Source organism: Streptomyces sp. NPDC044003 (assembly GCF_056435185.1).
Map to the genome: position 1 here is coordinate 17,553 of NZ_JBWKFA010000022.1, position 26,633 is coordinate 44,185.

General features: G+C 73.3%; 21 protein-coding genes. 15 read left to right on the top strand and 6 right to left on the bottom strand.

Annotated elements, in window-relative coordinates:
* Positions 1-54: 54 nt before the first annotated feature.
* Complete coding sequence (locus AC07AW_RS40590; RefSeq protein ID WP_478820484.1) at positions 55-807, bottom strand: TIGR03089 family protein; 753 nt, start codon at positions 805-807, stop codon at positions 55-57.
* A gap of 137 nt (positions 808-944) precedes the next feature.
* On the opposite strand from AC07AW_RS40590, the gene AC07AW_RS40595 reads away from it, so the two are divergent.
* The 3 genes from AC07AW_RS40595 to AC07AW_RS40605 all read left to right on the top strand — a co-directional run bounded on the left by AC07AW_RS40595 (position 945) and on the right by AC07AW_RS40605 (position 4,924).
* Positions 945-2,393, top strand: coding sequence for a peptidoglycan recognition protein family protein (locus AC07AW_RS40595; protein ID WP_478820485.1), 1,449 nt, complete (start codon positions 945-947; stop codon positions 2,391-2,393).
* Between the two features lie 116 nt (positions 2,394-2,509).
* On the top strand, positions 2,510-3,592 hold the full coding sequence (gene manB, locus AC07AW_RS40600) for a mannose-1-phosphate guanylyltransferase (RefSeq protein ID WP_478820486.1): 1,083 nt from the start codon (positions 2,510-2,512) through the stop codon (positions 3,590-3,592).
* Positions 3,593-3,979: 387 nt separating this feature from the next.
* Entirely contained in the window at positions 3,980-4,924 is a 945-nt protein-coding gene (locus AC07AW_RS40605) for a DNA-3-methyladenine glycosylase family protein (RefSeq protein ID WP_478820487.1), read from the top strand.
* A gap of 7 nt (positions 4,925-4,931) precedes the next feature.
* Here the strand turns inward: AC07AW_RS40605 and AC07AW_RS40610 are convergent, their stop codons facing one another.
* The 3 genes from AC07AW_RS40610 to AC07AW_RS40620 form a co-directional block, all read right to left on the bottom strand.
* Positions 4,932-6,278 carry a coenzyme F420-0:L-glutamate ligase gene (locus AC07AW_RS40610; RefSeq protein ID WP_478820500.1) on the bottom strand — a complete coding sequence of 449 codons (1,347 nt, stop codon included), beginning with the start codon at positions 6,276-6,278 and terminating at the stop codon, positions 4,932-4,934.
* 164 nt (positions 6,279-6,442) lie between these two features.
* A complete protein-coding gene (gene cofD / locus AC07AW_RS40615) occupies positions 6,443-7,399 on the bottom strand; it encodes a 2-phospho-L-lactate transferase (RefSeq protein ID WP_478820488.1) in 957 nt (318 codons plus the stop codon).
* Positions 7,400-7,412: 13 nt separating this feature from the next.
* Positions 7,413-7,922 carry a cysteine dioxygenase gene (locus AC07AW_RS40620; RefSeq protein WP_478820489.1) on the bottom strand — a complete coding sequence of 170 codons (510 nt, stop codon included), beginning with the start codon at positions 7,920-7,922 and terminating at the stop codon, positions 7,413-7,415.
* Between the two features lie 653 nt (positions 7,923-8,575).
* Between AC07AW_RS40620 and AC07AW_RS40625 the strand changes: the two genes are divergently transcribed.
* The 3 genes from AC07AW_RS40625 to AC07AW_RS40635 all read left to right on the top strand — a co-directional run bounded on the left by AC07AW_RS40625 (position 8,576) and on the right by AC07AW_RS40635 (position 14,399).
* On the top strand, positions 8,576-8,839 hold the full coding sequence (locus tag AC07AW_RS40625; protein WP_015033978.1) for a WhiB family transcriptional regulator: 264 nt from the start codon (positions 8,576-8,578) through the stop codon (positions 8,837-8,839).
* Positions 8,840-9,162: 323 nt separating this feature from the next.
* Entirely contained in the window at positions 9,163-12,876 is a 3,714-nt protein-coding gene (locus tag AC07AW_RS40630) for a glycosyltransferase family 2 protein (protein ID WP_478820490.1), read from the top strand.
* Complete coding sequence (locus AC07AW_RS40635; RefSeq protein WP_478820491.1) at positions 12,873-14,399, top strand: DUF5719 family protein; 1,527 nt, start codon at positions 12,873-12,875, stop codon at positions 14,397-14,399. The genes AC07AW_RS40630 and AC07AW_RS40635 overlap by 4 nt, the downstream gene beginning before the upstream one ends.
* Positions 14,400-14,625: 226 nt before the next feature.
* Here AC07AW_RS40635 and AC07AW_RS40640 read toward each other — a convergent pair whose 3' ends face one another.
* A complete protein-coding gene (locus AC07AW_RS40640; protein WP_392160872.1) occupies positions 14,626-15,081 on the bottom strand; it encodes a metallopeptidase family protein in 456 nt (151 codons plus the stop codon).
* 299 nt (positions 15,082-15,380) lie between these two features.
* On the opposite strand from AC07AW_RS40640, the gene AC07AW_RS40645 reads away from it, so the two are divergent.
* The 8 genes from AC07AW_RS40645 to AC07AW_RS40680 all read left to right on the top strand — a co-directional run bounded on the left by AC07AW_RS40645 (position 15,381) and on the right by AC07AW_RS40680 (position 24,164).
* Complete coding sequence (locus tag AC07AW_RS40645; protein WP_478820501.1) at positions 15,381-15,815, top strand: DUF3499 domain-containing protein; 435 nt, start codon at positions 15,381-15,383, stop codon at positions 15,813-15,815.
* Between the two features lie 104 nt (positions 15,816-15,919).
* Positions 15,920-17,287, top strand: coding sequence for a phosphomannomutase/phosphoglucomutase (locus AC07AW_RS40650; RefSeq protein WP_478820492.1), 1,368 nt, complete (start codon positions 15,920-15,922; stop codon positions 17,285-17,287).
* 90 nt (positions 17,288-17,377) lie between these two features.
* Positions 17,378-17,560, top strand: a complete 183-nt coding sequence (locus tag AC07AW_RS40655; protein ID WP_086832166.1) for a Trm112 family protein — start codon at positions 17,378-17,380, stop codon at positions 17,558-17,560.
* A gap of 345 nt (positions 17,561-17,905) precedes the next feature.
* Complete coding sequence (locus tag AC07AW_RS40660; RefSeq protein ID WP_478820493.1) at positions 17,906-19,054, top strand: SIS domain-containing protein; 1,149 nt, start codon at positions 17,906-17,908, stop codon at positions 19,052-19,054.
* Positions 19,055-19,281: 227 nt separating this feature from the next.
* Entirely contained in the window at positions 19,282-20,433 is a 1,152-nt protein-coding gene (gene manA, locus AC07AW_RS40665; RefSeq protein WP_478820494.1) for a mannose-6-phosphate isomerase, class I, read from the top strand.
* A 66-nt stretch (positions 20,434-20,499) separates the two neighbouring features.
* Positions 20,500-21,465 carry a cation diffusion facilitator family transporter gene (locus AC07AW_RS40670; protein ID WP_478820495.1) on the top strand — a complete coding sequence of 322 codons (966 nt, stop codon included), beginning with the start codon at positions 20,500-20,502 and terminating at the stop codon, positions 21,463-21,465.
* A gap of 475 nt (positions 21,466-21,940) precedes the next feature.
* Positions 21,941-23,395 (top strand): adenosylhomocysteinase, encoded by a 1,455-nt coding sequence (gene ahcY / locus AC07AW_RS40675; protein WP_478820496.1) that lies wholly within the window; start codon positions 21,941-21,943, stop codon positions 23,393-23,395.
* Positions 23,396-23,549: 154 nt separating this feature from the next.
* Complete coding sequence (locus AC07AW_RS40680) at positions 23,550-24,164, top strand: hypothetical protein (protein WP_478820497.1); 615 nt, start codon at positions 23,550-23,552, stop codon at positions 24,162-24,164.
* Between the two features lie 13 nt (positions 24,165-24,177).
* Here the strand turns inward: AC07AW_RS40680 and AC07AW_RS40685 are convergent, their stop codons facing one another.
* Positions 24,178-25,140, bottom strand: coding sequence for an RDD family protein (locus AC07AW_RS40685; protein WP_478820498.1), 963 nt, complete (start codon positions 25,138-25,140; stop codon positions 24,178-24,180).
* 119 nt (positions 25,141-25,259) lie between these two features.
* Between AC07AW_RS40685 and AC07AW_RS40690 the strand changes: the two genes are divergently transcribed.
* Positions 25,260-26,267, top strand: a complete 1,008-nt coding sequence (locus tag AC07AW_RS40690; protein ID WP_478820499.1) for a stage II sporulation protein M — start codon at positions 25,260-25,262, stop codon at positions 26,265-26,267.
* Positions 26,268-26,633 lie beyond the last annotated feature (366 nt).

The window sequence follows — 26,633 nt, forward strand, 5'->3', positions numbered from 1 at the left end:
ACGGGGACCTGGGGGCTCGGCGCGCCGCTGGGCCAAACGGTGGACCGCGGTCGCTCAGAGCGCCGTGTGCGTCACCCGCTCGCTCTCGACGCGCTTCTCCATGCCTTCGGGTGCCAGCTCGTGCAGGTTCCGGCACAGGACCACGGAGCCGCCCGCGGCGAGGGGGGCGTACAGGCCCGACGAGAGGCCCTGCCAGGTCTCGTAGCCGAGGCCGGAGAGGAGGCGGGAGCCGGGAGCGAGGCCGAGGGCCGCCGCGTCCGTGCGGGCCTGCTCGACGAGCTCGGCTCCGCTGCGTTCCGTACCGTCGACGACGAGCGCCGGAGCCTCCGGATCGACCGGTACGAACGGGGCGAACCGGTCGCCCTGGCTCGGCACCTCGACCGCGTAGTCCGCGTATCCGGCGGGCGCGGCCGGGAAGCGCCGGCCCAGCGGGGCCAGGGAGAGCGCGATCCGCTCCCCGGAACAGGCGAGACCCGCCTCCAGGGTGTCCGGCCCCGCGACCACGACGTCCGCGTCCGCCGGGTCGCCGCCGACCTCCGCGGTCACACCGACGGACGAGCAGGCGAGCAGCCACACCGCGCTCTGCCAGTGCGCGGGCAGCAGCAGCGCGAGCCGGTCGCCGGGCCCGGCGGACAGCTCGCCCTGGAGCAGGTTCGCCGTCTTGGCCACCCAATTGGCGAAGGTGGCGACGGACAATTCCACGCGCTCACCGGTGGCGTCGTCGTAGAAGGTGACCAAGGGGCGGGCGGGGTCCGCGGCGAGCGCGGATCGCAGCAGGTCGGCGGGGGTGCGGTCGCTGGCGTTCACGCCGGACAGCGTACGCGGGCGGGCGCGCGGGGGTCCGCCGTACCGGTGACGGCGTCCTCCGGTCGGACCGACGGCTCGTCAGCTTCCGGGCCGGTTCCCGGCGCGCGGAACGGCCCGGCGATCCGCACGATCGGCCCATGCGTGCCTCACTCGCCTCCTCGATCGCCGTCACCTGCGCGGCGGTGCTCGCCCTGCCGGTCTCCCTCACCGCGCCGGCGGCGGCCTCGGCGCCACCCACGGCCGCCTCCGCACTGCCACCCGCGCCCGAACTCCCGGGCTCCACCCAGTCGCTGCCGCTCGAACCGCTCGGTGCCGCCACGCGGTCCCTGGTCGGCGGGGCGATCGGCTCGGGCGAGCAGGGGCTCACCCGACGCGACGTCAGGCCCTTCTCGCTCGTCGGCGTCGTCTGGGACGACCCGGCGGCCCCGCTGCACGGCACCGTCCAGGTCCGCACCCGCGCCACCGGCGGCGGCGCCTGGTCGGAGTGGCAGGACGTGGAGACCCACAACGAGGAGCACGGTGCCGACCCGGGCACCGCCGAGGGCTCCGCCCGTGCGCTCCGCGGCTCCACGGCCCCGCTGTGGGTGGGCGACTCGGACGGCGTGGAGATTCGCGTACGGGGGGAGGAACCGCTCCCGGCGGGCCTGCGGCTCGAACTGGTGGACCCGGGCGAGGCCCCGGGGCAGGACCCGGTCGCCGAGCCCGAGGCCCCCACGCCCCACGCCCGGAGCGCCAGGCTTCCGGCCGGCCCGGTCGGCCTGAGCGCGGCGGAGGCGGCGGCGAGCGCGGTGAACGCCCAGCTCGCCCCGTACGGCGCGGCCTGGATCCCGGCCCTCTCGAAGGAGGAGACCGAACTCACGGCCCGGAGCATGCCGCAACAGGAAGCGGCGCAGGCGGCACAGGCGGCGCAAGCAGCGCAGGCGGCGCAGGCGGCACAGGGAGTCCAGGCCGCCCGGGGCGCGCTCGCGGCGAAGCCGTACATCGGCCCCCGCCCCAAGATCATCACCCGTAAGGGCTGGGGCGCGGACGAGAGCATCCGCGAGAAGGGCTTCGTCTACACGAAGACCATCAAGGCGGCCTTCGTCCACCACAGCGCCACCGGCAACAACTACACCTGCAAGCAGGCCCCCTCCGTCCTGCGCAGCATCTACCGCTACCACGTGAAGAGCAGCGGCTGGCGGGACTTCGGCTACAACTTCGCCGTCGACAAGTGCGGAAACATCTACGAAGGCCGGGCCGGCGGCGTCGCCAAGCCGGTCATGGGTGCGCACACCCTCGGCTTCAACACCAACAGCATGGGCATCGCCGTCCTCGGCACCTTCAGCAAGAGCAACCCGCCCGCCGCCGTCGTGACCGCCGTCGCGCGCCTGACGGCCTGGAAGCTCGGGCTGCACGGGGTGAATCCGAAGGGCACGTCGTACCTGATCTCAGGCGGCGGAAACCTGTACAAGAAGGGCACGACGGTACGGTTCAACGCCATCGCCGGACACCGCGACGGATTCGCCACGGAATGTCCCGGCGGACGCCTGTACGGCAAGCTCGGCACGGCCCGCACGACCTCGGCGAAGTACCAGGGAAGGCCCTGATGGGGTCTCGGATGCGGTCAGGGAGGCAACCATCTGCATAAACTGACCGGTCATATCGCACGGACGACCGAGACGGGCGAGCTGACCGGCCCCGAACAGGAAGCAGAGACGACAAGGTGACAGAAGCGATCCTCCTGGTCGGTGGCAAGGGCACACGGCTGCGACCCCTCACGGTCAACACGCCCAAACCCATGGTCCCGGCGGCGGGCGTCCCCTTCCTGACCCATCAGCTGGCCCGGGCCCGCGCGGCAGGCGTCGAGCACATCGTGCTCGCCACCTCCTACCTGGCCGAGGTCTTCGAGCCGCACTTCGGTGACGGCTCGTCCCTCGGCCTGAGCCTGGAGTACGTCACCGAGGAGGAGCCCCTCGGCACCGGCGGCGCGATACGCAACGTCGCCTCGCGGCTGCACTCGGGCCCCGACGAGCCGGTCCTCATCTTCAACGGGGACATCCTCACGGGCCTGGACATCCAGGCCCTCGTCGCGACCCACTCCTCCTCCGGCGCGGACGTCTCGCTCCACCTGACCCGGGTCGAGGACCCGCGCGCCTTCGGCCTGGTCCCCACGGACGCCACGGGCCGCGTCACGGCCTTCCTGGAGAAGCCGCAGACGCCGGAGGAGATCGTCACGGACCAGATCAACGCGGGCGCGTACGTCTTCAAGCGCTCGGTCATCGACTCGATCCCGACGGGCCGCCCCGTCTCCGTCGAACGCGAGACGTTCCCGGAGCTCCTCTCCTCCGGGGCGCACCTCCAGGGCATGGTGGACTCCACGTACTGGCTGGACCTCGGCACCCCGCAGGCCTTCGTCCGCGGCTCCGCCGACCTGGTCATGGGCCGCGCGCCCTCCCCGGCCGTCCCGGGCCGCTGCGGCGACCGCCTGGTCCTGCCGTCGGCCCGCGTCGCCCCGGACGCGAAGCTGACCGGCGGCACGGTGGTGGGCGCGGACGCGGTGGTGGGCGAAGGCGCCCGGGTGATCGGCTCGACCCTCCTCGCCGGCGCGATCGTCGAACCGGGCGCGGTGATCACGGACTCCCTGATCGGCGCGGGGGCGCGCATCGGCGCGCGCACGGTGGTGAGTGGGGCGGTGATCGGGGACGGCGCGCAGGTGGGCCCGGACAACGAACTCCGGGACGGCGTCCGAGTCTGGTGCAACACCACCCTCCCCGCGGGCGCGGTCCGCTTCTCCTCAGACCAGTAGTACCGCCGCCCCCGCCGTTGTGGGCCTGCGCCCCGCCGTTGTGGGCAATCGTTCCGCTGGGGCGGAACGGGTGGGCACAACGGACCCGCGCCCTGCCGGCGCCAGAGGCTTCCGCTCCCTGACCCGCACCCGCAGGTACGGCGCACTCGTGGTGCGGGTCCAGGCGCGGAATGCGGAGGCGCCGCTGAAGGGCGCCGTCCCGTGTGCCCACCCGTCCCGCCCCAGCGGGACGACTGCCCACACGGCGGGTGGCGGAGGGCACCGCCCCGCACGCGGGGGCCCATACGGGCGGGGGGCACCGCCCAGCCGGGCGCGCAGGCCCACCCGGGCGCGGGCGCCCACACAGGCGCGGCCCAGGCAAAGGCCCGCCCGGCTACGCTCGTACCCATGGCCGGCCGCTTCGCACCCAAACCCACCCGCACCACCACACGCGGCGGCCACATCCCCCTCCCCGTCACAGAAGACGCCGCCCTGGACCTGGGCCTCACCCTCGGCCCCCTCCGCCGCGGCCCCGCCGACCCCACCTTCCGGGTGACCCCGGACGGCTCGGTCTGGCGGGCCAGCCGCACCCCGGACGGCCCGGGAACGCTCCGTATCACCGCAGGGGGCGCCGAGGCCTGGGGCCCGGGAGCAGGCTGGCTCCTGGACCGTCTCCCGGCCCTCCTGGGCGCCGAGGACGACCCCACCGCCTTCGTCCCCCGCCACAAGCTGGTCCTGGCGACCCACCGCCGCCGCCCGGGCCTGCGCCTGACCCGTACGGGCCTGGTCCTGGAGTCCCTGATCCCGTCGGTCCTGGAGCAGAAGGTCACGACGATCGAGGCGTACGGGTCCTGGCGTGCGCTCGTACGGAAGTACGGCGAGCCGGCCCCGGGCCCGGCCCCGGAGGGCCTGTACGTGATGCCGGACGCGCGCGCGTGGACGCAGATCCCGTCCTGGGAGTGGCACCGCGCGAACGTGGACGGCAAGCGCGCCGCCACGATCGTCCGCGCGGCGCGGGTCGCGGCCCGCCTGGAGGAGGCCGCGGACATGGACGGCCCGGCGGCCCGCAAGCGCCTGGAGCTGGTCCCGGGCATCGGCCCCTGGACGAGCGCCGAGACGATCCAGCGCAGCAACGGCGCCCCGGACGAGGTCACCACCGGCGACCTGCACCTGCCCGGCATCGTCGGCTGGGCGCTCGCGGGCGACCGTACGACGGACGACGAGGCGATGCTGGAGCTCCTGGCCCCGTACGCGGGCCAGCGTCACCGCGCGGCCCGCCTGATCCTCCTCAGCGGCCGCGTACCGCCCCGCAGGGCCCCGCGCATGACGCCGAACGACATCACACGCTTCTAGAAGAGCCTCACCGCACCGCGACGAACTCCGAAGCGAGCCGCGCCGGACGTTCCTTCGGCGGAGCCGCCGGGTGGCCGATCGCGACCGCGCCCATCGGGTCCCAGTCGTCCGGCAGCCCGAGGACGTCCCGTACGACGTCCCGGCAGAACATCGTCGAGGACACCCAGGCCGAGCCGAGCCGTTCGCCGGCGAGGGCGACCAGGAAGTTCTGCACGCCCGCGCCCGTCGCGACCACGAACATCTCGCGCTCGGCGGCGTCCCGGCGCGGGTCGCCGTAGTGGTGGGAGCCGTCCATGACGAGGCAGGGCACCGCGAGGTAGGGCGCGTTGCGCAGGACGTCCCCGCGCCGGACCCGCTTCGCGACGGACTCCTCGGACTTGCCGTCCCGCCTCAGGTCCGCGATCCACGCGTCCCGCATCGCGTCGAGCAGCCGCGTCCGCGACTCCGCCGACTCCAGGAGCACGAACCGCCACGGCGTGGTGTGGTGCGGCGCCGGGGCCGTCACGGCGGCGGCGACCGCGCGCCGGACCGCGCCCGGGTCGACCGGCTCGTCGGTGAACTCCCGTACGGTCCGCCGCAGCGTCACCGCCTCCCGTACGGCCTCCGAGGTCCCGAGCCGGAACATGTCGTCGGCGGCGATGCGCACGAGTGCCCGCGCGCCCTCCTCGTCGTCGCCGCCCACCACATGGGGCAGTCCGCGGACGACGGCGACGGGAAGCCCGGCCGCCTTGCCCTTCACCAGGTCTCCGGCGGCGGCGAGTTCGTCGGCGGTGGCGACCACGGTCGCGCTCAGCGGATTGCCGTGCGCGTCGGTCCCGCCGCGCAGGTCGTCGAGGACCCGCACTCCGGCCGCGCCGATCGCCACGTCGGTGAGCCCGGTGCGCCAGGGCCGCCCGAAGGTGTCCGTGACGACGACGCCGACGTCGACGCCGAGCGCCTCGCGCAGCCCCGAACGGATGCGCCGCGCAGAGGCGTCGGCGTCCTCGGGCAGCAACAGCACCGTCCCGGAAGGGGTGTTGGAGGCGTCGACCCCGGCGGCGGCCATGACGAGCCCTTGCCGGTTCTCGACGATACGGAGCGTGCCGCGCCGGGCCACCACCCGTACCGTCTCGGCGTCGATGGCCTCCTCGCGGTCGTCGGCCGCGACGATCCGCCCCTCGGCCTTGCTGACGATCTTGGAGGTGACGAGCAGGACGTCCCCGTCGACGAGCCCCGGGGACACGGAGGCGATCAGCTTGGCGAGATCGTCACCGGGGGCCACCTCGGGCAGCCCGGCCACGGCCCACACGCGATACGCGGGCGCGTACGAGCCGCCGCCGACCCCGCCCGCCCCGGAACCGCCGTCGGCCCCGATCGACTCGGAACCACCGGCCGGCCCGAAACCTCCCTCGACCCCGCCCGCTCCGGAACCACCGGTCGCCTCGGCCCCGACCGAGCCGGCCGAACCCACCGCCCCGGAACCACCGACCGCCCCGGAACCGCCCCCGGCCCCGACCGACCCGCCCGGGCCCGCAGTCGTCACCCCCGCACCTCCTCGGCCAGCGCCAGCGCCTCGCGGGCCATCGTGGCCGTCGCGTCCACGTCGGTCATCATCAGCGGCACCGCGCGGCACGCGATGCCCGCCGCCTCGACCTCCGCGACCGCGCCCGCGTCCACGGTGTCCACGAGCCAGCCGCCGACGAGTTCGGCGCCGTAGTGCAGGGCCACCGCCGCCGCCGTGGACTCCACGCCCACGGCCGCGAGGACCTTGTCGGCCATGCCGCGCACGGGGGCGTCGCCGACGATGGGGGAGAGGCCCACGACCGGCGCGCCGGCCGCGACGACCGCCTCGCGGATCCCGGGCACGGCCAGGATCGTCCCGACGCTCACCACCGGGTTGGACGGCGGGAAGAGGATGACGTCCGCCTCGGCGATGGCCTCGAGGACGCCCGGCGCGGGCTTCGAGGCCTCCGCGCCGACCGCCACGACGGCCTTCGCGTCGACGGAGGCGCGCAGCTTCACCCAGTACTCCTGGAAGTGCACGGCGCGCTGCTCGCCGTCGACCTCGATCGCCACGTGCGTCTCGACGCGGTCGTCGGACATGGGGAGGAGGCGTACGCCGGGCTGCCAGCGGGCGCACAGCGCCTCGGTGACGGCGCTCAGCGGGTAGCCCGCGCCGAGCATCTGCGTACGGACGATGTGGGTGGCGAAGTCCCGGTCGCCGAGGCCGAACCACTCGGGCCCGACCCCGTACGCCGCGAGCTCCTCCTTGACGGTGAAGGACTCGTCCGTGCGTCCCCAGCCCTGCTCCTCGTTGATGCCACCGCCGAGGGTGTACATCACCGTGTCCAGGTCGGGGCAGACCTTCAGCCCGAAGAGATGGATGTCGTCACCGGTGTTGCCGATGACCGTGATCTCCGCGTCCGGCGCGGCCTTCTTGAGGCCGCGAAGGAAACGGGCACCACCGATGCCGCCGGCCAGAACCACAATGCGCATGCAGTGCAGTCTGTCAGGCGACGATCAGTCCGGGGGCGGCCGGGGCGCACTGCGCCTGGAGCGACTCGTGCATCGGCATCTCGGTGAGGCCGGGGAAGTAGACGTGCAGGCTGACGGCCGGTTCGAGGGAGTCGTTGACGACCTCGTGGACGTACCCGGGCGCGAAGACCCGCTGCGCGCCGCCGTCGAGCGTCCGGGCGCCCCGGTCCGTGCGCTCCGTCAGCTCGCCCTCCAGGACGGTCAGCACACCGGAGGAGACGCCGTGGTCGTGGAGGCCGCTGCCCTGGCCGGGCACCCAGGAGAGCAGCCACACCTCGTAGCCGGGTCCGGTGCGCAGGCGGTGGTACCAGCGGGTGGTGGCGTCGTACTCGACGTACGGGGCCCACTGGGAGCGGTCCTCGGCGATGGAGCGCGCGAGGCCGGCGAACTCGGCCACGGTGACGGGGTGGGCGCGCTCGGGCTGGAGCAGGTGCGGGACTTCGAGGATGTCGCCGGCGATCTGAAGGTCGCTGTCCATGTTCATGGGATGGGGAGGTTCCTCAGCAGAAACAGAAGCGGTGGGGGTCACGGAAGAGAGGTGACACGGGTGACGCAGGGTGACGCTGGGAGAAGAAGCTGGAGCTCTACGGCATCAACAGCTGGGACAGCAACAGCAACAGCGCGCCTGGACAGCGCGGCGGAACCCACGGGCGTGGGTCGCGGAGGGCGCTGCGGTCGCTGGCATGCCACCCAAGGTGGACGGAGGGGCACCCGACTGTCAACTCAATGCCCGATTTGGGGGTAATGTTTCACCTCATCCGGTTACAGTCCCCGGAGAAAGGTTTGTTCACGCGCGGACCAGGAGAGATGGCGCTTCGACCGCGCCCTTAAACATGGCCGGGCGTGATCGGACTGTGATCCAGATCGCATCCATGGCTGGATCGCAACAAGATCCAAGTCCTGGACGTCCTCCCCTGTGAAGGTGTCGCGGCGCGGTCAAGCCGGCGGCATGTGTCACGTTTTTTGGTGATTTGAACACTTTCTGCATAGGCTTGGTTCCGCAGAGTGAATACGGGGCCCAATAGCAGATCTCGGCTTGACTCGCACAGAGCACGAACTTGTAATTTCACTCGTGTCGTTCGGCCGGGTTCGCCCCGGCAACATCACGGGGACGCACAGAACAGACGAGGGGCGCACATGACCGAGTTGTTCCAGGAACTGCTGGTCGAGGACGCGGACGAGGAACTCGGCTGGCAGGAGCGCGCGCTGTGCGCCCAGACCGATCCCGAGTCCTTCTTCCCCGAGAAGGGCGGCTCGACCCGCGAGGCCAAGAAGGTCTGCCTCGCCTGCGAGGTCCGCTCCGAGTGCCTCGAATACGCCCTGCAGAACGACGAACGGTTCGGCATCTGGGGCGGCCTCTCCGAGCGCGAGCGACGCCGCCTGAAGAAGGCCGCCGTCTGAACCGCGCCGAGCCCGTCCGGCCCCGCGCGCCCCGGCGCGCACACCAGGACACGACGAACGGTCCGCCCCCTGTGCCCATCCACAGGAGGCGGACCGTTCTGCATGTCCGGGGCGAAGCGTCCGGTACGGAACCGTCCGCCGCTCCGTCCACAGGCGGCGAACCGTTCTGCATGTCCGGAACGCTGTGTCCCTTACGAAGGCGTCCCGCACGGTCTGTCCACAGGGCGGCGGACCGCTCCGCGTGCAGCCGTTAGTGTGGGCCTCCGTCCGAGACGCTCCCCACGCCCCCCGCGGGCGACCCCGGCCGGAGGGCCCGTAGCTCGATGTCCTCAACTCCTGAGTTTCCGCGACACGTCGTCACCGCCGTGCTCGTCACCCACGACGGCGCCCGCTGGCTGCCCGACGCACTCGCCGGGCTGCTCGCCCAGGAGCGCCCCGTGCAGGCCGTGGTGGCGGCCGACACCGGCAGCGCCGACGACTCGGCGCAGCTCGTCGCCGACGCCATCGGCGCCGACCGGGTCCTGCACCTCGCGCGCCGCACCGGCTTCGGCGCCGCCGTCGAGGAGGCCGCCCGCACCGCGCCCCTGCTCGGACCCGAGGACCTGCCCTACCTGAAGCGCCCCAGCGGCTGGGACCCCGTCAGCCGCACCTGGAACGACGAGGCGTACGACCTCCCCGAACTCCCGCACGGCGAACCGGTCCAGTGGCTCTGGCTCCTCCACGACGACTGCGCCCCCGAGCCCGGCGCCCTCGCCGAACTCCTGCGCGTCGCCGAGTCCGACGCGAAAGCCGCCGTCATCGGCCCCAAGCTGCGCGGCTGGTACGACAGGAAGCAGCTCCTCGAAGCCGGCGTCAGCATCGCCCGCAGCGGCCGCCGCTGGACCGGCCTCGACCGCCGCGAGCAGGACCAGGGCCAGCACGACCAGGTCCGCTCCGTCCTCTCCGTCTCCACCGCCGGCATGCTCGTCCGCCGCGACGTCTTCGAGAGCCTCGGCGGCTTCGACCGGCGCCTGCCCCTGATGCGCGACGACGTCGACCTGTGCTGGCGCGCCCACTCCGCCGGCTTCCACGTCCTCGTCGCCCCCGACGCCGTCCTGCGGCACGCCGAGGCCTCCGCCCGCGAGCGCCGCACCGTCGACTGCGCCGGACGCACCGCCGCCAACCCGCACCGCGTCGACAAGGCCGGTGCCGTCCACACCCTCCTCGCCAACGCCCGCGGCCTGGCCCTCCCGTACGTCCTCGTACGGCTCGTCCTCAGCACCCTGCTCCGCACCCTCGCCTACCTCGTCGGCAAGGCCCCGGGCCAGGCGGTCGACGAGGTCATGGGCCTCCTCGCGACCCTGCTGCGGCCCGAGAAGATCCTCGCCGCCCGCAAGCGCCGCAGGAACCCCGCCGTCCTCAACAGCGAGTTCCGCTCCCTCTTCCCGCCGCCCGGCGCCACCGTCCGCGCCACCGTCGAGCAGCTCGCCTCCCACTTCGGCGGATCCGACGCCGACACCGGCGGCTCCCGCCACGGCGTCGTCGAGTCCGGGCCCGGCGGCGACGACGCCGACTACCTGGAGATCGAGCAGTTCGCCCGGCTCAAGAAGATCGCCCGCAAGCCGGGCCCGGTCCTCTTCGCCCTGCTCCTCCTCGTCTCCCTCGTCGCCTGCCGCAACCTCTTCGCCGGCGGCTCGCTGGCCGGCGGCGCCCTGCTGCCCGCCCCCGACACCGTCTCCGGCCTCTGGTCGCGGTACGCCGACGCCTGGCACGCCATCGGCACCGGCGGCACCCAGACCGCACCGCCCTACCTCGCCGTCCTGGCCGCGCTCTCCGCACTGTTCCTCGGTTCCACCTCCACCGCGCTGACCCTGCTGCTCGTCTGCTCGGTCCCGCTCGCCGGCTTCACCGCGTACTTCGCCGCCCGCGGCATCGTCGAGTCCCGGCTCCTGCGCGCCTGGGGCGCCATCGCGTACGCCTTCCTGCCCGCCGCCACCGGCGCCCTCGCCGCCGGCCGGCTCGGCACCGCCGTCCTCGCGATCCTGCTCCCGCTGATCGCCCGCGCCGCCGTCGCCGCCCACGGCTTCAACCGGCCCGACCGGGGCAGCTGGCGCGCCACCTGGGCGTACGCCTTCCTGCTGACCTTCGCGATGGCGTTCACCCCGGTCGTCTGGCCGCTCGCCGTCCTCCTCGGCCTCGGCGTGCTCGCCGTCCGCCGCTCCGACCTCACCGCGTACGGGCTGCGCTTCCTCGCCGCCGTCGGCACCCCGCTGCTCGTCCTCGCGCCCTGGTCGCTCACCCTCCTCACCGACCCCGGCTCCCTCCTGCGCGAGGTGGGTCTCGACGTCCGTACGGGCACGGCGACCGCGCTCGACCTCCTCGGCACCAGCCCGGGCGGCCCCGGCACCACCGGCGGCCTGCTCCTGATCGGCCTCGTCCTCGCGGGCCTGGCCGGACTGCTCCGCGAGGAGCGGCAGCTCGCCGTCCGTACGGCCTGGGCCGCCGCCCTCGCCGGACTCCTCTTCGCCGTCCTCACCAACGGCGCGGGCGGCACCGGCTGGGCCGGACCCGCCACCCTCGTCTACGGCGCCGCCCTCATCGCCGCCGGCATGATCGGCGCCGAGGGCGGCCGCACCCGCGTCGCCGCCCACGGCTTCGGCTGGCGCCAGCCCGTAGCCGCCCTCATCGCGCTCGCCTGCGCCCTCGGCCCCGCCGTCGCCGCCGCCGGCTGGATGATCGGCGGCGCCGACGGCCCGCTGACCCGCCGCGACCCGGTCCAGGTCCCGGCCTTCGTCGCCGAGGAGAGCGGCACCCGCGACCAGCCCCGCACCCTCGTCCTCGGCGCCGGCGCGCCCGGCGAGGTCGCCTACACCCTGGTCCGCGGCTCCGGCGCCCGCCTCGGCGACGCCGAACTCACCGCGACCGCCGAGCCCGACCAGCGTCTCGACGCGGTCGTCGCCCACCTCGTCGCCGGCTCCGGCGCCGACCAGACCCAGGAGCTCAGCGGCTACGCCATCCGGTACGTCCTCGTACGGGACGGGGCACCGCGCCAGATGAGCCGCGTCCTCGACTCCACGCCCGGCCTCAGCCGCCTCAGCCAGCTCGACGGCAGCGCGCTCTGGCGCGTCGACCGCGAGATCGCCCGCATCATGATCGTCCCGCCGGCGGCCAAGGCCACGGCGGAGGACGGCGCCAAGGAGGAGACCGCCAAGCCGGTCGCCGTCGCCGCCGGCCCCGTCGAGGCCCACACCCAGGTCCCGGCCGGCCCCACGGGCCGCGTCCTGCGGCTCGCCGACCGCGCCGACGAGGGCTGGACCGCCACCCTCGACGGCAAGGCGCTGACCCGGACCACCGTCGACAGCTGGGCCCAGGGCTTCGAGCTCCCCGCCGGGGGCGGCCGCCTCGACCTCACGTACGACGAGCCGCTCACCCACACCGCGTGGATCTGGGCCCAGGCCGGCCTCGCCGTCGTCCTGCTCGTCCTCGCCCTGCCCGGGCGACGCCGCGAGATCGACGACGACCTGCCGGAGGAGGAGCTCGCGATCCCCGCCCAGGCGACCGAGGGCGACGGCCGCCGCGCCCGCCGCCTGCGCGCCGCCGCGGAAGCCGAAGCAGCCGCGGAGGCCGCGTCCGGCACCCCGGACGCTTCCGAGGCCTTCGACGCCTTCGGACATGCGCAGGGCGCGCCGGCCCCGATCCCGGGGCAGCAGTCCTACGAGCCCCAGGAACAGGACCAGGACCAGGAAGGCGCCGCCGGCTACGACCCGGCCTACGCGCAGGCCCCGGCGCAGCCGGGAACCCAGCCGTACGCCGACCAGGGCTACTACCAGGACTACGCGGCCGACCCGTACCAGCAGCAGCCGTACGCGTACCCCCAGCAGGGCTACGACCAGCCGGGGTACGAACAGCAGGGCTACGAGCAGCCGCAGCAGTACGACCCGCAGCAGCCGCAGCAGCAGTACGACCAGCAGCAGTACGACCCGTACGGCGGCTACGGCTACGGATACCCCCAGGGCCACGAGACCGAGCAGCGTCCCGACGGGAGCAGCAACCAGTGAAGCGCACGACCCTCTCCCTGATCGCGGGCGCCACGGCCCTCGCCGCCGTCACCGGCTTCGCGGCCCTCACCGCCCCGGACGGCACCGCCGTCGCCGAGGCGAAGGCCACCACCCGCCTGCCGGTGGAGCGCGCCGGCCTCGTCTGCCCGGTGCCCAGCACCTCCGAGGTGGCCGAGACGCGCTACACCTCGTACACCCCGACGGGTACGGGCTCCGCCGCCGCGGGCTCCGGCAAGGCCGAGCCGCCCACGGCGCTGCTCCGGACCGCCGCGAGCGGACCGGCGACGGGCGGCACCGGAAAGACGGGCAAGAAGCCCCAGGCCCCGAAGGCCCCGGCGACCGTCACCGCCCCCGGCAAGCCCGTCACCGCCCAGGCGGACGGCGGCTCCGTGCCCGCCCTCACCGGCGCCGCGACCGGCAGCCTGGCCCCCGGCTGGACCGTCCAGCAGACCACCGTCGTCCCGGCGGGCGGCGCGCGCGGCCTCCTCGGCCTCGGCTGCGGAGCCCCCGACACCGACTTCTGGTTCCCGGCGGCCTCCACCGACAAGGACCGCCAGGACTACGTCCACCTCACCAACCCGGACGACACGGCCGCCGTCGCCGACATCGAGATGTACGGCCCCGAGGGCGCCCTCAAGTCCCAGTTCACCGAGGGCATCCCGGTCCCCGCCCGCTCCACCGTTCCGGTGCTTCTGTCCACCCTCACGACCGAGGCCGGCCGGAAGGACGTCACCGTCCACGTCACCACCCGCAGCGGTCGCGTCGGCGCCGCCGTGGCCGCCGCCGACGACAAGCTCGGCAGCGACTGGATCGCCCCGGCCGCCGACCCGGCGAGCACCGCCGTGCTCCCCGGCATCCCGGCCGACGCCACCGCGGTGCGGCTCGTGGCCTTCGCCCCCGGCGACGACGACGCCGACCTCAAGGTCCAGCTGGTCACCGCGAGCGGCACGATCGTCCCGGCGGGCGCCGACTCCCTGCACGTGAAGTCCGGGATGACGGCCGCTGTCGACCTGCCGAACCTCACCCGGGGCGCGGTGGGCTCCCTGCTGCTGACCCCGAGCGACCCGAAGAAGCCGACGCCGGTGGTGGCGGCCCTCGAGGTCGTGCGCGGCAAGGGCGAGAACACCGAGATCGCGTTCATCCCGGCGGCCGCGGCCGTCTCCGCGCGGGCGACGGTCGCCGACAACCGCGCGAAGGCCTCGACGCTCTCCCTGACCGCCCCCGGCGCGGACGCCCAGGTCAAGGTCACGGCCTCGGCCGGCTCCGAGGGGGGTGCGCCGATGTCGAAGACCGTCACGGTGAAGGCGGGCACGACGACGGTCCTGACCGACCTCGTCCCGGAGGGCCTCAAGGGCTCCTACGCGCTGACGGTCGAACCGGTCTCGGGCGGCAGGGTGCACGCGGCCCGGACCCTCGCCCTTCCGGAGGACGGCGTCCCGATGTTCACGATCCAGACCTTCGTGGACGACCGAGGCACGGTCGAGGTCCCGTCGGCCCACCAGGACCTGGGGGTACTGGACTGATCGGCGCCCACCCGCCGTGTGGGCAATCGTCCCGCCCCGCCCACCCGCCGTGTGGGCAATCGTCCCGCAGGGGCGATGGGGGTCCCCCCTGCTCGAGCGGAGCCGAGAGCTTGGGGGAGGGTGGGCACACGGGACGGCGCCCCGTGCCGGGCCTAGGCTCCCGCGCCTGAACCCGCACCGGGCGCGCGGCGTCCCAGGTTGTGCCCCGTACGGGGGAAGCGCGGCCTCAGTCCTGCCCGTACCGAGGATCAACAGACTCCGGCGAGAGCCCGAGAAGCTCGGCGACCTGCTCCACAACCACCTCGTGGACCAGCAGCGCCCGCTCGTCCCGACTCTTCGAGCGGATCTCGACCGGCCGCCGGTAGACGACCACCCGCGCCGGCTCGTTCTTCTCGGCGGGCACCGAGCCCCCCAGCGGCACCGTCTCGCCCGACACCGGCGGAGGCACCTCCATCACCAGGAAGTCGACGTCCGCGAGCTGCGGCCAGCGCCGTTCGAGGCGCTCGACCGAGTCGAGGACGAGATCGCGGAAGGTGTCGGCCCGGCTCGCGGAGAGCGGCACCTGCGGCGGCGCGACCGGTCCCCGCATCCCGCGGCCGTGCCGGTCGCGGCGGCGGACCCGAGGCTCCGCCGGGGGCTCCGCGGGACGGTGCGAGGGGCTCGGCGGCACAGGACTGTCCATCACTGACGCAGCGTAACCCTCATCCGTCCCAGCGCACCGTGGCGCATCCTCGCCACCTTTTCCGGCGTGGCCGCCCCGTCGCCCCCCGCCTTGTCGAAACCTGAACATTCCGGCCAACCACCCGCCCGATTCGACAGCCCGTCACGATCGGCCATCTGGCCCTGGTTGACCGGATTTGTATCCCAAGGTGTCCGGATAGCCCCCTCCCCCCACCCCCCTGTGCCCCCTCCCGTGCAGGTCAGAGCCGTCACCACTCGAAGGGGGGTGGCGGAGGTCACACCGCGACACGGTGGAGTGACCTGAGGGAGAGTCGTCGCGGCCCGGTCAAGAGTGCGGTACCGTCCAACGTCGTGAGCCCTGTACGTCGCTGTTCGCGCACCGCGTGCGGCCGCCCTGCCGTCGCGACACTGACGTACGTCTATGCCGACTCGACTGCGGTCCTCGGCCCGCTCGCCACTTACGCCGAGCCCCACTGCTACGACCTGTGCGCCGAGCACAGCGAGCGCCTCACCGCCCCGCGCGGCTGGGAGGTGGTGCGGCTCTCCGACGGATCCGCCCCCGCCCGCCCCAGCGGCGACGATCTCGAAGCGCTGGCCAACGCGGTACGGGAGGCGGCCCGCCCCCAGGAGCGCGCGGCCGGGGCAGGCGGCAAGGGCGGCGGAGGCCGCGGCGGCGACCCCATGGAGGTCGGTCGCCGCGGGCACCTCAGGGTGCTCCGTTCGCCCGACAACTGACGGCAACCGGCCACCGTCCGCGTATCCCCGACTGCGCTCCGGGTAGTTTTGGCGTTCCGTACACGCGCCGCACACGCGTGTGGAGAACTCAGGAGGGTGGATCCGTGACTGCCGATCTGTCGCAGATCGTGAAGGCGTACGACATCCGCGGAGTCGTACCCGACCAGTGGGACGAGACGCTCGCCGAGCTCTTCGGCGCCGCCTTCGTACGGGTGACGGACGCGGACGCGATCGTCATCGGCCACGACATGCGCCCCTCGTCGCCCGGCCTCGCGGACGCCTTCGCGCGCGGCGCGGCCCGCCTCGGAGCCGACGTCACGCTCATCGGGCTCTGCTCCACGGACCAGCTGTACTTCGCCTCCGGCAGCCTCGGCCTGCCCGGCGCCATGTTCACGGCCTCCCACAACCCGGCCCAGTACAACGGCATCAAGATGTGCCGTGCCGGCGCCGCCCCCGTAGGCCAGGACACCGGCCTCGCCGACATCCGCGCCCTCGCCCAGGAGTGGAGCGAGACGGGCGCCCCGGAGGCGGCGGCGAAGCCGGGCACGATCACGGAACGCGACACCCTCGCGGACTACGCCGCCCACCTCAAGAACCTGGTCGACCTCACCGCGATCCGCCCCCTCAAGGTGGTCGTGGACGCGGGCAACGGCATGGGCGGCCACACGGTCCCCACCGTCTTCGAGGGCCTCCCGCTCGACACCGTGCCCATGTACTTCGAGCTGGACGGCACCTTCCCGAACCACGAGGCCAACCCGCTCGACCCGAAGAACATCGTCGACCTCCAGGCCCGCGTCCTCGCCGAGGGCGCCGACCTCGGCCTCGCCTTCGACGGCGACGCCGACCGCTGCTTCGTCGTCGACGAGCGCGGCGAGCCGGTCTCCCCGTCCGCGATCACGGCCCTCGTCGCCGCGCGCGAACTCGCCAAGAGCCCCGGCGGAACGATCATCCACAACCTGATCACCTCCTGGTCGGTGCCGGAGGTCGTCCGCGAGCAGGGCGGCGAGCCGGTCCGTACCCGCGTCGGCCACTCCTTCATCAAGGAGGAGATGGCGAAGACCGGAGCGATCTTCGGCGGCGAGCACTCGGCGCACTACTACTTCAAGGACTTCTGGAACGCGGACACGGGCATGCTCGCCGCGCTCCACGTCCTGGCGGCCCTGGGCGGCCAGGAGGGCACCCTGTCCGACCTGGTCTCGGCCTACGACCGGTACGCCTCCTCGGGCGAGATCAACTCGACGGTCGCGGACCAGGCGGCGAGCACGGCGAAGGTGCGGGCGACGTACGAGGGCGCGGAGGGCATCACCTTCGACGAGCTCGACGGCCTGACCGTGTCGGCGGCGGACTGGTGGTTCAACCTCCGCCCCTCCAACACGGAGCCGCTGCTGCGCCTCAACGTCGAGGCCCGCGACGAGGCCACCATGGCCAAGATCCGCGACGAGGTCCTCGCCCTGGTCCGGGCGACCGACTGACCCCCGCCGTCCCGCCGGGGAACGGGGGCGTGCCCCGTTCCCCGGCGGTAGGCTGACCTGGCCCGATCCGTCTGTTCGAAGGGACATCCCATGCCGCTCGAAGCCGGCCTCCTGGAGATCCTGGCCTGCCCGGCCTGCCACGCTCCGCTGAACGACCGCACGGCGGACGAGACCCCCGAGCTGATCTGCACGAGCCCCGACTGCGGCCTCGCCTACCCGGTCCGCGACGGCATCCCGGTCCTCCTCACGGACGAGGCCCGCAAGCCGGCGTAACGGCCCCCACGCGCGCGTGGGCAATCGTCCCGCTGGGGCGGTGCCCATCCCCACGTCCTCCGCCCCCGCCGTTGTGGGCCATCGTTCCGCTGGGGCGGTGCCCACCCCTACGTCCGCCGCCCCCGCCGTTGTGGGCAATCGTTCCGCTGGGGCGGAACGGGTGGGCACAACGGACGGCGCCCCTTGCCGGGCCTAGGCTCCCGCGCCTGAACCCGCACCCAGGAAGACAGCACCGCGCTGGTGCGGGAGGCCGGGGCCCAGCACCCCGCACCCACCCACCTGCACCCGCATTCGCAGCGCCCCGCACGGGACCCCGTAACCCCGTCCACCCAGGAGGCACCGCACATGCTCGACGAGACCCTCCTCGACGCCCCGGACGACCTCGCCCTGGCCGACCGCCGAGGCCTCCTCCGCGGCGCCGCCGAGGCAGGCGCACGGGTACGGACCGCCGCCCGGCACGCCGCCGAGGCCGGCATCGCGGACCTCCGCCCCGAGGGCCGCCCCCGTGCCGTCCTCGTCGCGGGCCCCGGCACGGCCGCCGCAGGCGTCGCGGACCTGATCGGCGCGCTCGCCGGCGCCGCCGCCCCCGTCGTACGGCTCCAGCCGACCGGCGTCGCCCCCGCCGCGGGCGCCCTGCGCTGGGCCCTGCCGGGCTGGGCGGGATCGGTGGACCTGCTCCTGCTGCCCACCACCGACGGCTCGGAACCGGGCCTCGCCCTCCTCGCCGAGCAGGCGTACCGCCGCGGGATCACGGTCGTCGCCGTAGCCCCGAAGGCCTCCCCGCTCGCCGAGGCGGTGAACGGCTCGCGCGGCCTGTTCGTCCCGATGGCGATCGCCCCGAACGAGACGCCCGACGAGTACGCCGAGAGCATCGCTGCCAGCCCGGGGGCGCTCTGGGCCCTGTTCACCCCCCTGCTCGCGCTCCTGGACCGCGTCGGCCTCATCGAGGCGCCGCCGGAGGCCCTGGAGAAGGTCGCCGACCGCCTGGACCGCACGGCGGAACGCTGCGGCCCGGCCATCGCCACGTACAGCAACCCGGCGAAGACGCTCGCCGCCGAACTCGCGGACTCGCTCCCGCTGATCTGGACCGAGGGCAACGCCGCCGGCCCGGCCGGCCGCCGCTTCGCCGCCGTCCTCGCCGAACTCGCGGGCCTGCCGGCGCTCGCCGCGGAACTCCCCGAGGCCCTGCCCGCGCACGGGGTCCTCCTCGCGGGCGACTACGCGGCCGGCGCCGACCCGGACGACTTCTTCCGCGACCGCGTGGAGGAGCAGCAGGCGCTCCGCGCGCGCGTGGTGCTGCTCCGCGACCGCCCGACGGACGGCCTGACCGCGGCCCCGGCCGCCCGCGAACTGGCCCTCGGCCACGAGACCGCGATCAGCGAACTGGAACCGGAGGAGGGCGGCGACCTGGAGACACTCGCCGAACTGCTCGCGGTGACCGACTTCGCGGCGGTCTACCTCAACCTGGCCACCCCGGGCCGCACCCCGCACTGACGACCCACACGAACCAGGCACCACCGGGCACCGGGCGGGCACCCACCCACACCAGCCGAGCACCACCGAAGACCCCCCGGCACCACCCCACCCGGCCACGTCGGCGGAGGGCCACCACCAGGCCCCCACCAAGCCCCCACCACGTCACCCATCCGTCACCCGCCCCCTGTCACCTGTCTCCCGACACCCGCACGATCCGTCACCACCCCGAGGAGCTGGCAGGCACCATGGACCGCCTCGTCAACACCGTCCGCCCCTACGCCTGGGGATCCACGACGGCCATCCCGGAACTGCTCGGAACCGCCCCCACCGGCGAGCCCCAGGCCGAGATGTGGATGGGCGCCCACCCCGGTGCCCCCTCCCGCACCGACCGCGGCGCGCTGAACGAGCTCATCGCCGCCGACCCCGTACGTGAGCTGGGGGAGCGGTCCGTCGAGAAGTTCGGGCCGCGGCTCCCGTTCCTCCTGAAGCTGCTCGCCGCGGGCGCCCCGCTCTCCCTCCAGGTCCACCCCGACCTGGAGCAGGCGAAGGCCGGGTACGCCGCCGAGGATGCCGCCGGCATCCCGATCGACGCCCCGCACCGCATGTACAAGGACGCCAACCACAAGCCCGAGCTGATCTGCGCCCTCACCCCCTTCGACGGCCTGTGCGGCTTCCGCGCCCCTGTCGAGGCCGCCGACCTCATCGCCGCGCTGGGCGTCGACTCCCTCAAGCCGTACGTGGACCTCCTCCACGCCCACCCCGAAGAGGCCGCGCTCCGCGAGGTCCTGACGGCCCTGCTCACCGCCGACCGCGAGGAGATGGCGCACACCGTCGCCGAGGCCCATGCGGCCGCCGACCGCCTCGGCGGCGACCACGCCCCGTTCGCGACCCTGGCCCACCACTACCCGAGCGACCCCGGCGTGATCGCCGCCATGCTCCTCAACCGCGTCCGGCTCCAGCCCGGCGAGGCCCTCTACCTCGGCGCCGGCGTCCCGCACGCCTACCTCGACGGCCTCGGCGTCGAGATCATGGCCAACTCCGACAACGTGCTGCGCTGCGGCCTCACGCCCAAGCACGTCGACGTCCCCGAACTCCTCCGGGTCGTCCGCTTCGAGCCGAACGACCCGGCCGTCCTGCGCCCCGAGGCCTCCCCCTCCGGCGAGGAGGTCTACGAGACCCCGATCGACGAGTTCCGTCTCTCCCGGTTCGTCCGCCCGGAAGGCGCCGCACCGACGGACGTCACCGCCGCCACCCCCCAGATCCTGCTGGCCGTCGCGGGCCGCCCGAAGGCGGGCGAGGTCACCCTCGGCCCCGGCGAGTCCGTCTTCGTACCGGCGGGCGAGCCCACCGAGCTGTCGGGGGTGGGCACCGTCTTCCGCGCGACCGTCGTGGCCTGATGCGACAATGACCGGCCGAGCCGCGGCGATCGAGCCGGAGCACCGACGAAGGGACCACGTACACCCATGAGCGCGTCAGGCGGAACCAAGGCGATCGTGGCGGCACTCGCCGCCAACCTCGCGATCGCCGTAGCCAAGTTCGTGGCGTTCCTCTTCAGTGGTTCGTCGTCGATGCTCGCCGAGGCTGTCCACTCGCTCGCCGACTCCGGCAACCAGGGCCTGCTGCTCCTCGGCGGCAAGAAGGCCGTGCGCGAGGCGACCCCGCAGCACCCCTTCGGCTACGGCCGCGAGCGGTACATCTACGCCTTCCTCGTCTCCATCGTGCTCTTCTCCGTCGGTGGCATGTTCGCCATCTACGAGGGCTACGAGAAGATCAAGCACCCGCACCCCATCGAGGCCTGGTACTGGCCGGTCGGCGTCCTGGTGTTCGCGATCATCGCCGAGTCGTTCTCCTTCCGCACCGCCATCAAGGAGTCCAACGAGATCCGCGGCGGCCTCTCCTGGAAGGAGTTCGTCCGCCGCGCCAAGGCCCCCGAGCTCCCGGTCGTCCTCCTGGAGGACCTCGGCGCCCTCGTCGGCCTCGTCCTGGCCCTCGGCGGCGTCGGCCTCGCCCTGCTGACCGACAACGGCGTCTGGGACGGCATCGGAACCGTCTGCATCGGTGTCCTCCTCGTCCTCATCGCGATCGTCCTCGCCGGCGAGACCAAGTCGCTGCTCCTCGGCGAGTCCGCCGGCGTCGACGAGGTCAAGAAGATCGAGGCGGCCGTCGTCGACGGCGAGACCGTCACCCGCCTCATCCACATGCGCACGCTCCACCTCGGCCCCGAGGAGCTCCTCGTCGCCGCCAAGGTCGCCGTCCAGCACGACAACACGGCCGCCGAGGTCGCGAACGCCATCAACGCCGCCGAGGAGCGCATCCGCGCCGCCGTCCCGATCGCCCGGGTCATCTACCTGGAGCCCGACATCTACAGCGAGACGGCCGCCTCGGCGGGCAAGAACCCGGCCAAGACCCCGGGCGGCCCCGGCCACTGACCCCGGGCCCCCGGCCCCACCGGCGAGGCGCAATCAGGGCCACCGGCCCCCGGGCGCGCACGCCCCACCCCCTCGGACCCCCGGGACCACACGTCCCGGGGGTCTCGTGCGCCCGCACGCCCGCACGCCCGCCGCCCGCACGTCCGCACGTCCGCACGTCCGCACGTCCGCACGCCCGTACGCCCGTACGGGCCACAGATGACGAGCGCACGACAGTACGAGCCACAGCGCACAGCAGTCCCACGCGGGCTCGATGCGGACTGTGGCCCGCCGCACCGATCGGTGTAGATTCGTGACCAGCCAGACGTCGCTGCTGATGGCGGTCGGGCGGTCCGAGGACCGGCCGAGGGAGAGAGGGCCTCCGACGACGGCACCGAGCAAGCGCCCGGGCATTCGTGTGCCCAGCGGCGCCCTGCCCCGGTGCCAGGCGCCTCAACCGACCCTCGCACTCGCACACACGAGGAGCAGCCCAGTCATGACGACTGCCGCCCACCAGGACTTCAAGGTCGCCGACCTCTCCCTGGCCACCTTCGGCCGCAAGGAGATCACCCTCGCCGAGCACGAGATGCCCGGCCTGATGTCGATCCGCCGCGAGTACGCCGAGACCCAGCCGCTCGCTGGCGCGCGCGTCACCGGCTCCCTGCACATGACCGTGCAGACCGCCGTCCTCATCGAGACCCTGGTCGCCCTCGGCGCCGAGGTCCGCTGGGCCTCCTGCAACATCTTCTCCACCCAGGACCACGCCGCCGCGGCCATCGCCGTCGGCCCGAACGGCACCCCGGAGAACCCCCAGGGCGTCCCGGTCTTCGCCTGGAAGGGCGAGACCCTGGAGGAGTACTGGTGGTGCACCGAGCAGGCCCTCACCTGGCCGAACACGCCCACCGGCGGCCCGAACATGATCCTGGACGACGGCGGTGACGCCACCCTCCTCGTCCACAAGGGCGTCGAGTTCGAGAAGGCCGGCTCGGCCCCGGACCCGTCCACCGCGGACAGCGAGGAGTACGGCCACATCCTCCGTCTCCTCAACCGCACCCTCGGCGAGAACCCGCAGAAGTGGACCCAGCTGGCGTCCGAGATCCGCGGCGTGACCGAGGAGACCACCACCGGCGTCCACCGCCTGTACGAGATGCACCAGGCCGGCTCGCTCCTCTTCCCGGCGATCAACGTGAACGACGCCGTGACGAAGTCGAAGTTCGACAACAAGTACGGCTGCCGCCACTCCCTCATCGACGGCATCAACCGCGCCACCGACGTCCTCATCGGCGGCAAGACCGCCGTCGTCTGCGGCTACGGCGACGTCGGCAAGGGCTGCGCCGAGTCCCTCCGCGGCCAGGGCGCCCGCGTCATCGTCACCGAGATCGACCCGATCTGCGCCCTCCAGGCGGCGATGGACGGCTACCAGGTCACGACCCTCGACGAGGTCGTCGAGACCGCCGACATCTTCATCACCACGACCGGCAACAAGGACATCATCATGGCCGGGGACATGGCCAAGATGAAGCACCAGGCCATCGTCGGCAACATCGGCCACTTCGACAACGAGATCGACATGGCCGGCCTCGCCAAGACCCCGGGCATCGTCAAGGACGAGGTCAAGCCGCAGGTCCACACCTGGACCTACCCCGACGGCAAGGTCCTCATCGTCCTCTCCGAGGGCCGCCTGCTGAACCTCGGCAACGCGACCGGCCACCCCTCCTTCGTGATGTCGAACTCCTTCGCGGACCAGACCCTGGCCCAGATCGAGCTCTTCACCAAGCCGCAGGAGTACCCGACCGACGTCTACGTGCTCCCGAAGCACCTGGACGAGAAGGTCGCCCGCCTCCACCTGGACTCGCTCGGCGTCAAGCTGACGACCCTCCGCCCCGAGCAGGCCGCCTACATCGGCGTCGAGGTCGAGGGCCCCTTCAAGCCGGACCACTACCGCTACTGATGCCCCGGCCGGCGGCGCCCGCGCGCTGACGCGGCGCCGTCCCGGACACCCGTAGAGGACTCAGGCAGGCCCCCCGCACCCCCGTGCCGGGGGGCCTGCCCCGTCCCGCCCAGCGCTACCGCACCCGGTAGCCACCCGAGGACCCCGAGGACCCATGCCCCGCGGCCGTTATTCGCTCCATGACCCGCACGATCACACCCCCCTCGGTGAAGAGCACTTCCACTGCGCGCCCGGCCCCTCCGGCTGGCGCTACGTCTCGCAGATCACCACCCCCGAGGGCGACCACCGTGGCTCCGTCGACCTGGCCGTCGACGAACTCGGCCGCCCCATCCGCCTTGAACTGCACGCCGCGAGCTGGCAGGTCCGCGGCGCGGCCCTCGACGGCGTCACCTGGGTCCGTACGGACCCCACCGGAACCCACGCCACCGAAGGTAATGTGCGCGCCCACGCCTTCACCGGCACGTCCCCGGCGTTCCTCGTCGCCCTCACGCGACTCCTGCGTCTCACCCCCGATTCCCCCGAGACCCGTGTCAGGCTGGTCGCCTTCACGGACCCGGTCCTCGCCCCCCTCACGGTCGACCAGTCCTGGGCCCTGCTGAGAAGTGAAGCGCACGCCACTGACAACGGCCTTCTGATGGTGGACGAGTACCAGGTCAGCGCCCTGGACACGGGCGAACGCCATACGGTCCACATCGCCGGCGACGTCGTCCTCTCCGCCCCCGGCATCGAACTCGAAGCCCTGGAGACCCCGCCCTCGGTCTTTCCCTGACCGGATCAGCTCCTCAGGCCGGAGGCGCGAACCCGGTAGGACGCACCCCGGACTCCCCGACAGGATCGACAACCGGGGGAGACGGCACCGGGGGAGAAACCACCGGGGGAGCGGCAACCGAGGCCGGAACACCGCCAGGCACCCCCCACACCCCAGGCACCCCTGACGCCCCTGACAAGCTGGCCGCCCGCGACAAGCCAGCTGCACCCGACAGTCCGGCCGCCGCGCCCGGGGCGAACGCCCGCCGGGCGTCCCGCGCCTGCCGCTCGGCCACCACCCCCGCCAGATAGGCGTCGGCCGGCACCCCCGCCGGCGGAGGCGTACCGGTCCGCGTGACGATCTCGTCGGCCAGCCGCTCCGCAAGGTGCCGCCCCACGACCGGGTCCAGCTCACGCGACCGCGTCAGGTACTGACGTATCTCCAGCCACAGCGCCTCCGGCACCGCCGAGAGATCGAGCCCGGCGAAGCGCCCCACCAGCCACGGCGGCGGCGGAGGCACCGCCAGAACCCGCGCCGCGGGTATCCGCTCCCGCACCACCAGCGTCCCCGCGAAGACATCCCCGAGTCGGCGCCCCCGCTCGGACACCAGCGAGGCGACACAGGCGACGACCCCGAAGGTCATCAGGATCTCCACGACCCCCATGGCGCCCCGCACGAGCGCGTGGCGGAACCGGATCGGCCCCCCGTCGTCCCGCACCACCCGCAGCCCACAGGCCAGCTTCCCCAGCGACCGCCCGTGCGACAGCGTCTCCACGGCGATCGGCGCCCCCACGAGCACCAGCAGGAAGGACGCGATGGACACCGCCATGACCGCCGCCTCGTCCAGCGAAGCCGTCGCGACCGCGAGCCCGAGCGAGATCAGCAGGTACGCGGCCCACACCACGACCAGGTCGATGAGCACCGCGAGCGCCCGACTCGGCAGCCGCGCCGGCTGCAACCCCAGTACGACGGCGTCTCCCGTCACCAGCCCACTCACGGCACCCACCCTTCTCCGACCTTCCCGGCCCCTCCGAACGCCAGTCTGCCAAGCTGACCCGCAGCGCGCCGCAGTAGTACGGACCCGTCCGCAGCCAGTGCCTGGAGCAGCAGCCGATCATGGACCTCGACGTCTACGTGACCGCCCACCGCGCCGAGTGGGAACGCCTCGACCACCTCCTGCGCCAGGGCGGCAAGCTCACCGGCGCCGAGGCCGACGAGCTCGTCGCGCTGTACCAGCGCACGGCCACCCACCTCTCGATCGTCCAGTCCAGCACCCCGGACCCCATGCTCACGGCCCGGCTCACCCAGCTCGTGGCCCGCGCCCGCGCCACCGTCACCGGCACCCGCCGCTCCTCCTGGCGGGACGCGATCCGCTTCCTGACGGCCGGTTTCCCCGCCGCGGTCTACCGCTCCCGCCGCTGGTGGATCCCCACGGCCGTCCTCTCCACCCTGCTCGCGGTCCTCATCGGCTGGTGGATCGGCACGCACCCGGAGGTCCAGGCCTCGATCGGCGCCTCCACCGACCTCCGCGAGATGACCCGCCCCGGCGGCCAGTACGAGACGTACTACTCCAGCCACCCGGCGGCGTCCTTCGCGGCCCAGGTCTGGACGAACAACGCCCAGGCCGCGGCCATGTGCCTGGTCCTGGGCGCGTTCCTGGGCATCCCGGTCCTCTGGATCCTCTTCCTGAACATGCTGAACCTGGGCGTCGGCATCGGGCTCATGTCCTCCGCCGGCCGCCTCGACGTCTTCCTCGGCCTGATCCTTCCGCACGGCCTGCTCGAACTGACCGCCGTCTTCGTGGCCGCCGGTACGGGCCTCCGGCTCGGCTGGACCGTCATCGACCCGGGCCCGAGGACACGCCGCGCCGCCCTGGCGGAACAGGGCCGATCGGCCGTCGGCATGGCGATCGGCCTGGCCCTGGTGCTCTTCGTGTCGGGCCTGATCGAAGGCTTCGTCACTCCCTCAGGCCTTCCCACCTGGGCCCGCATCACCATCGGCATCGCCGCCGAGCTGGCCTTCCTGGCGTACGTCTACGTCCTCGGCGGCCGCGCCGCCCGGGCCGGCGACATCGGCGACCTGGAGGAACCCGACCGCAGCGCCATGCTCCCCACCGCCGCCTGATGTGCGTCGACCCCTCCTGAGCTGCTAGTCTCCTCCGGTGCTCGCGAAACCCGTTGACACGGGGCTCGTGGGGAGGTAGATTCAAACGGTTGCCTAGAACTGGACAGTTCGGCAGTGACCGGGTAGAGTCTCACTCACTCCGGTAAGGGATTCGATTCCACGGAGTCATCCCGATTCTTATTCGAATCACGAAAGCCACCGATTAGGTCGGCCGAAATGAATCTGATAAAGTCGAAACAGCCGGAAGGGCCCGGAGCGAAAGCGAAAGGGGCCGGAAAGCACCGAGGAAATCGGATCGAAAAGATCTGATAGAGTCGGAAACGAAGGAAGCGCCCGGAGGGCCTGGAAACAGGAACGAAGGAAGCG

Excerpts from the sequence above, each read along its gene's own strand:
- AC07AW_RS40595 (WP_478820485.1), top strand. The coding sequence starts at position 945 with ATGCGTGCCTCACTCGCCTCCTCGATCGCCGTCACCTGCGCGGCGGTG.
- AC07AW_RS40605 (WP_478820487.1), top strand. The coding sequence starts at position 3,980 with ATGGCCGGCCGCTTCGCACCCAAACCCACCCGCACCACCACACGCGGC.
- cofD (WP_478820488.1), bottom strand. The coding sequence starts at position 7,399 with ATGCGCATTGTGGTTCTGGCCGGCGGCATCGGTGGTGCCCGTTTCCTT.
- AC07AW_RS40620 (WP_478820489.1), bottom strand. The coding sequence starts at position 7,922 with ATGAACATGGACAGCGACCTTCAGATCGCCGGCGACATCCTCGAAGTC.
- AC07AW_RS40625 (WP_015033978.1), top strand. The coding sequence starts at position 8,576 with ATGACCGAGTTGTTCCAGGAACTGCTGGTCGAGGACGCGGACGAGGAA.
- AC07AW_RS40630 (WP_478820490.1), top strand. The coding sequence starts at position 9,163 with ATGTCCTCAACTCCTGAGTTTCCGCGACACGTCGTCACCGCCGTGCTC.
- AC07AW_RS40640 (WP_392160872.1), bottom strand. The coding sequence starts at position 15,081 with ATGGACAGTCCTGTGCCGCCGAGCCCCTCGCACCGTCCCGCGGAGCCC.
- AC07AW_RS40655 (WP_086832166.1), top strand. The coding sequence starts at position 17,378 with ATGCCGCTCGAAGCCGGCCTCCTGGAGATCCTGGCCTGCCCGGCCTGC.
- AC07AW_RS40660 (WP_478820493.1), top strand. The coding sequence starts at position 17,906 with ATGCTCGACGAGACCCTCCTCGACGCCCCGGACGACCTCGCCCTGGCC.
- manA (WP_478820494.1), top strand. The coding sequence starts at position 19,282 with ATGGACCGCCTCGTCAACACCGTCCGCCCCTACGCCTGGGGATCCACG.
- AC07AW_RS40670 (WP_478820495.1), top strand. The coding sequence starts at position 20,500 with ATGAGCGCGTCAGGCGGAACCAAGGCGATCGTGGCGGCACTCGCCGCC.
- ahcY (WP_478820496.1), top strand. The coding sequence starts at position 21,941 with ATGACGACTGCCGCCCACCAGGACTTCAAGGTCGCCGACCTCTCCCTG.
- AC07AW_RS40680 (WP_478820497.1), top strand. The coding sequence starts at position 23,550 with ATGCCCCGCGGCCGTTATTCGCTCCATGACCCGCACGATCACACCCCC.
- AC07AW_RS40690 (WP_478820499.1), top strand. The coding sequence starts at position 25,260 with ATGGACCTCGACGTCTACGTGACCGCCCACCGCGCCGAGTGGGAACGC.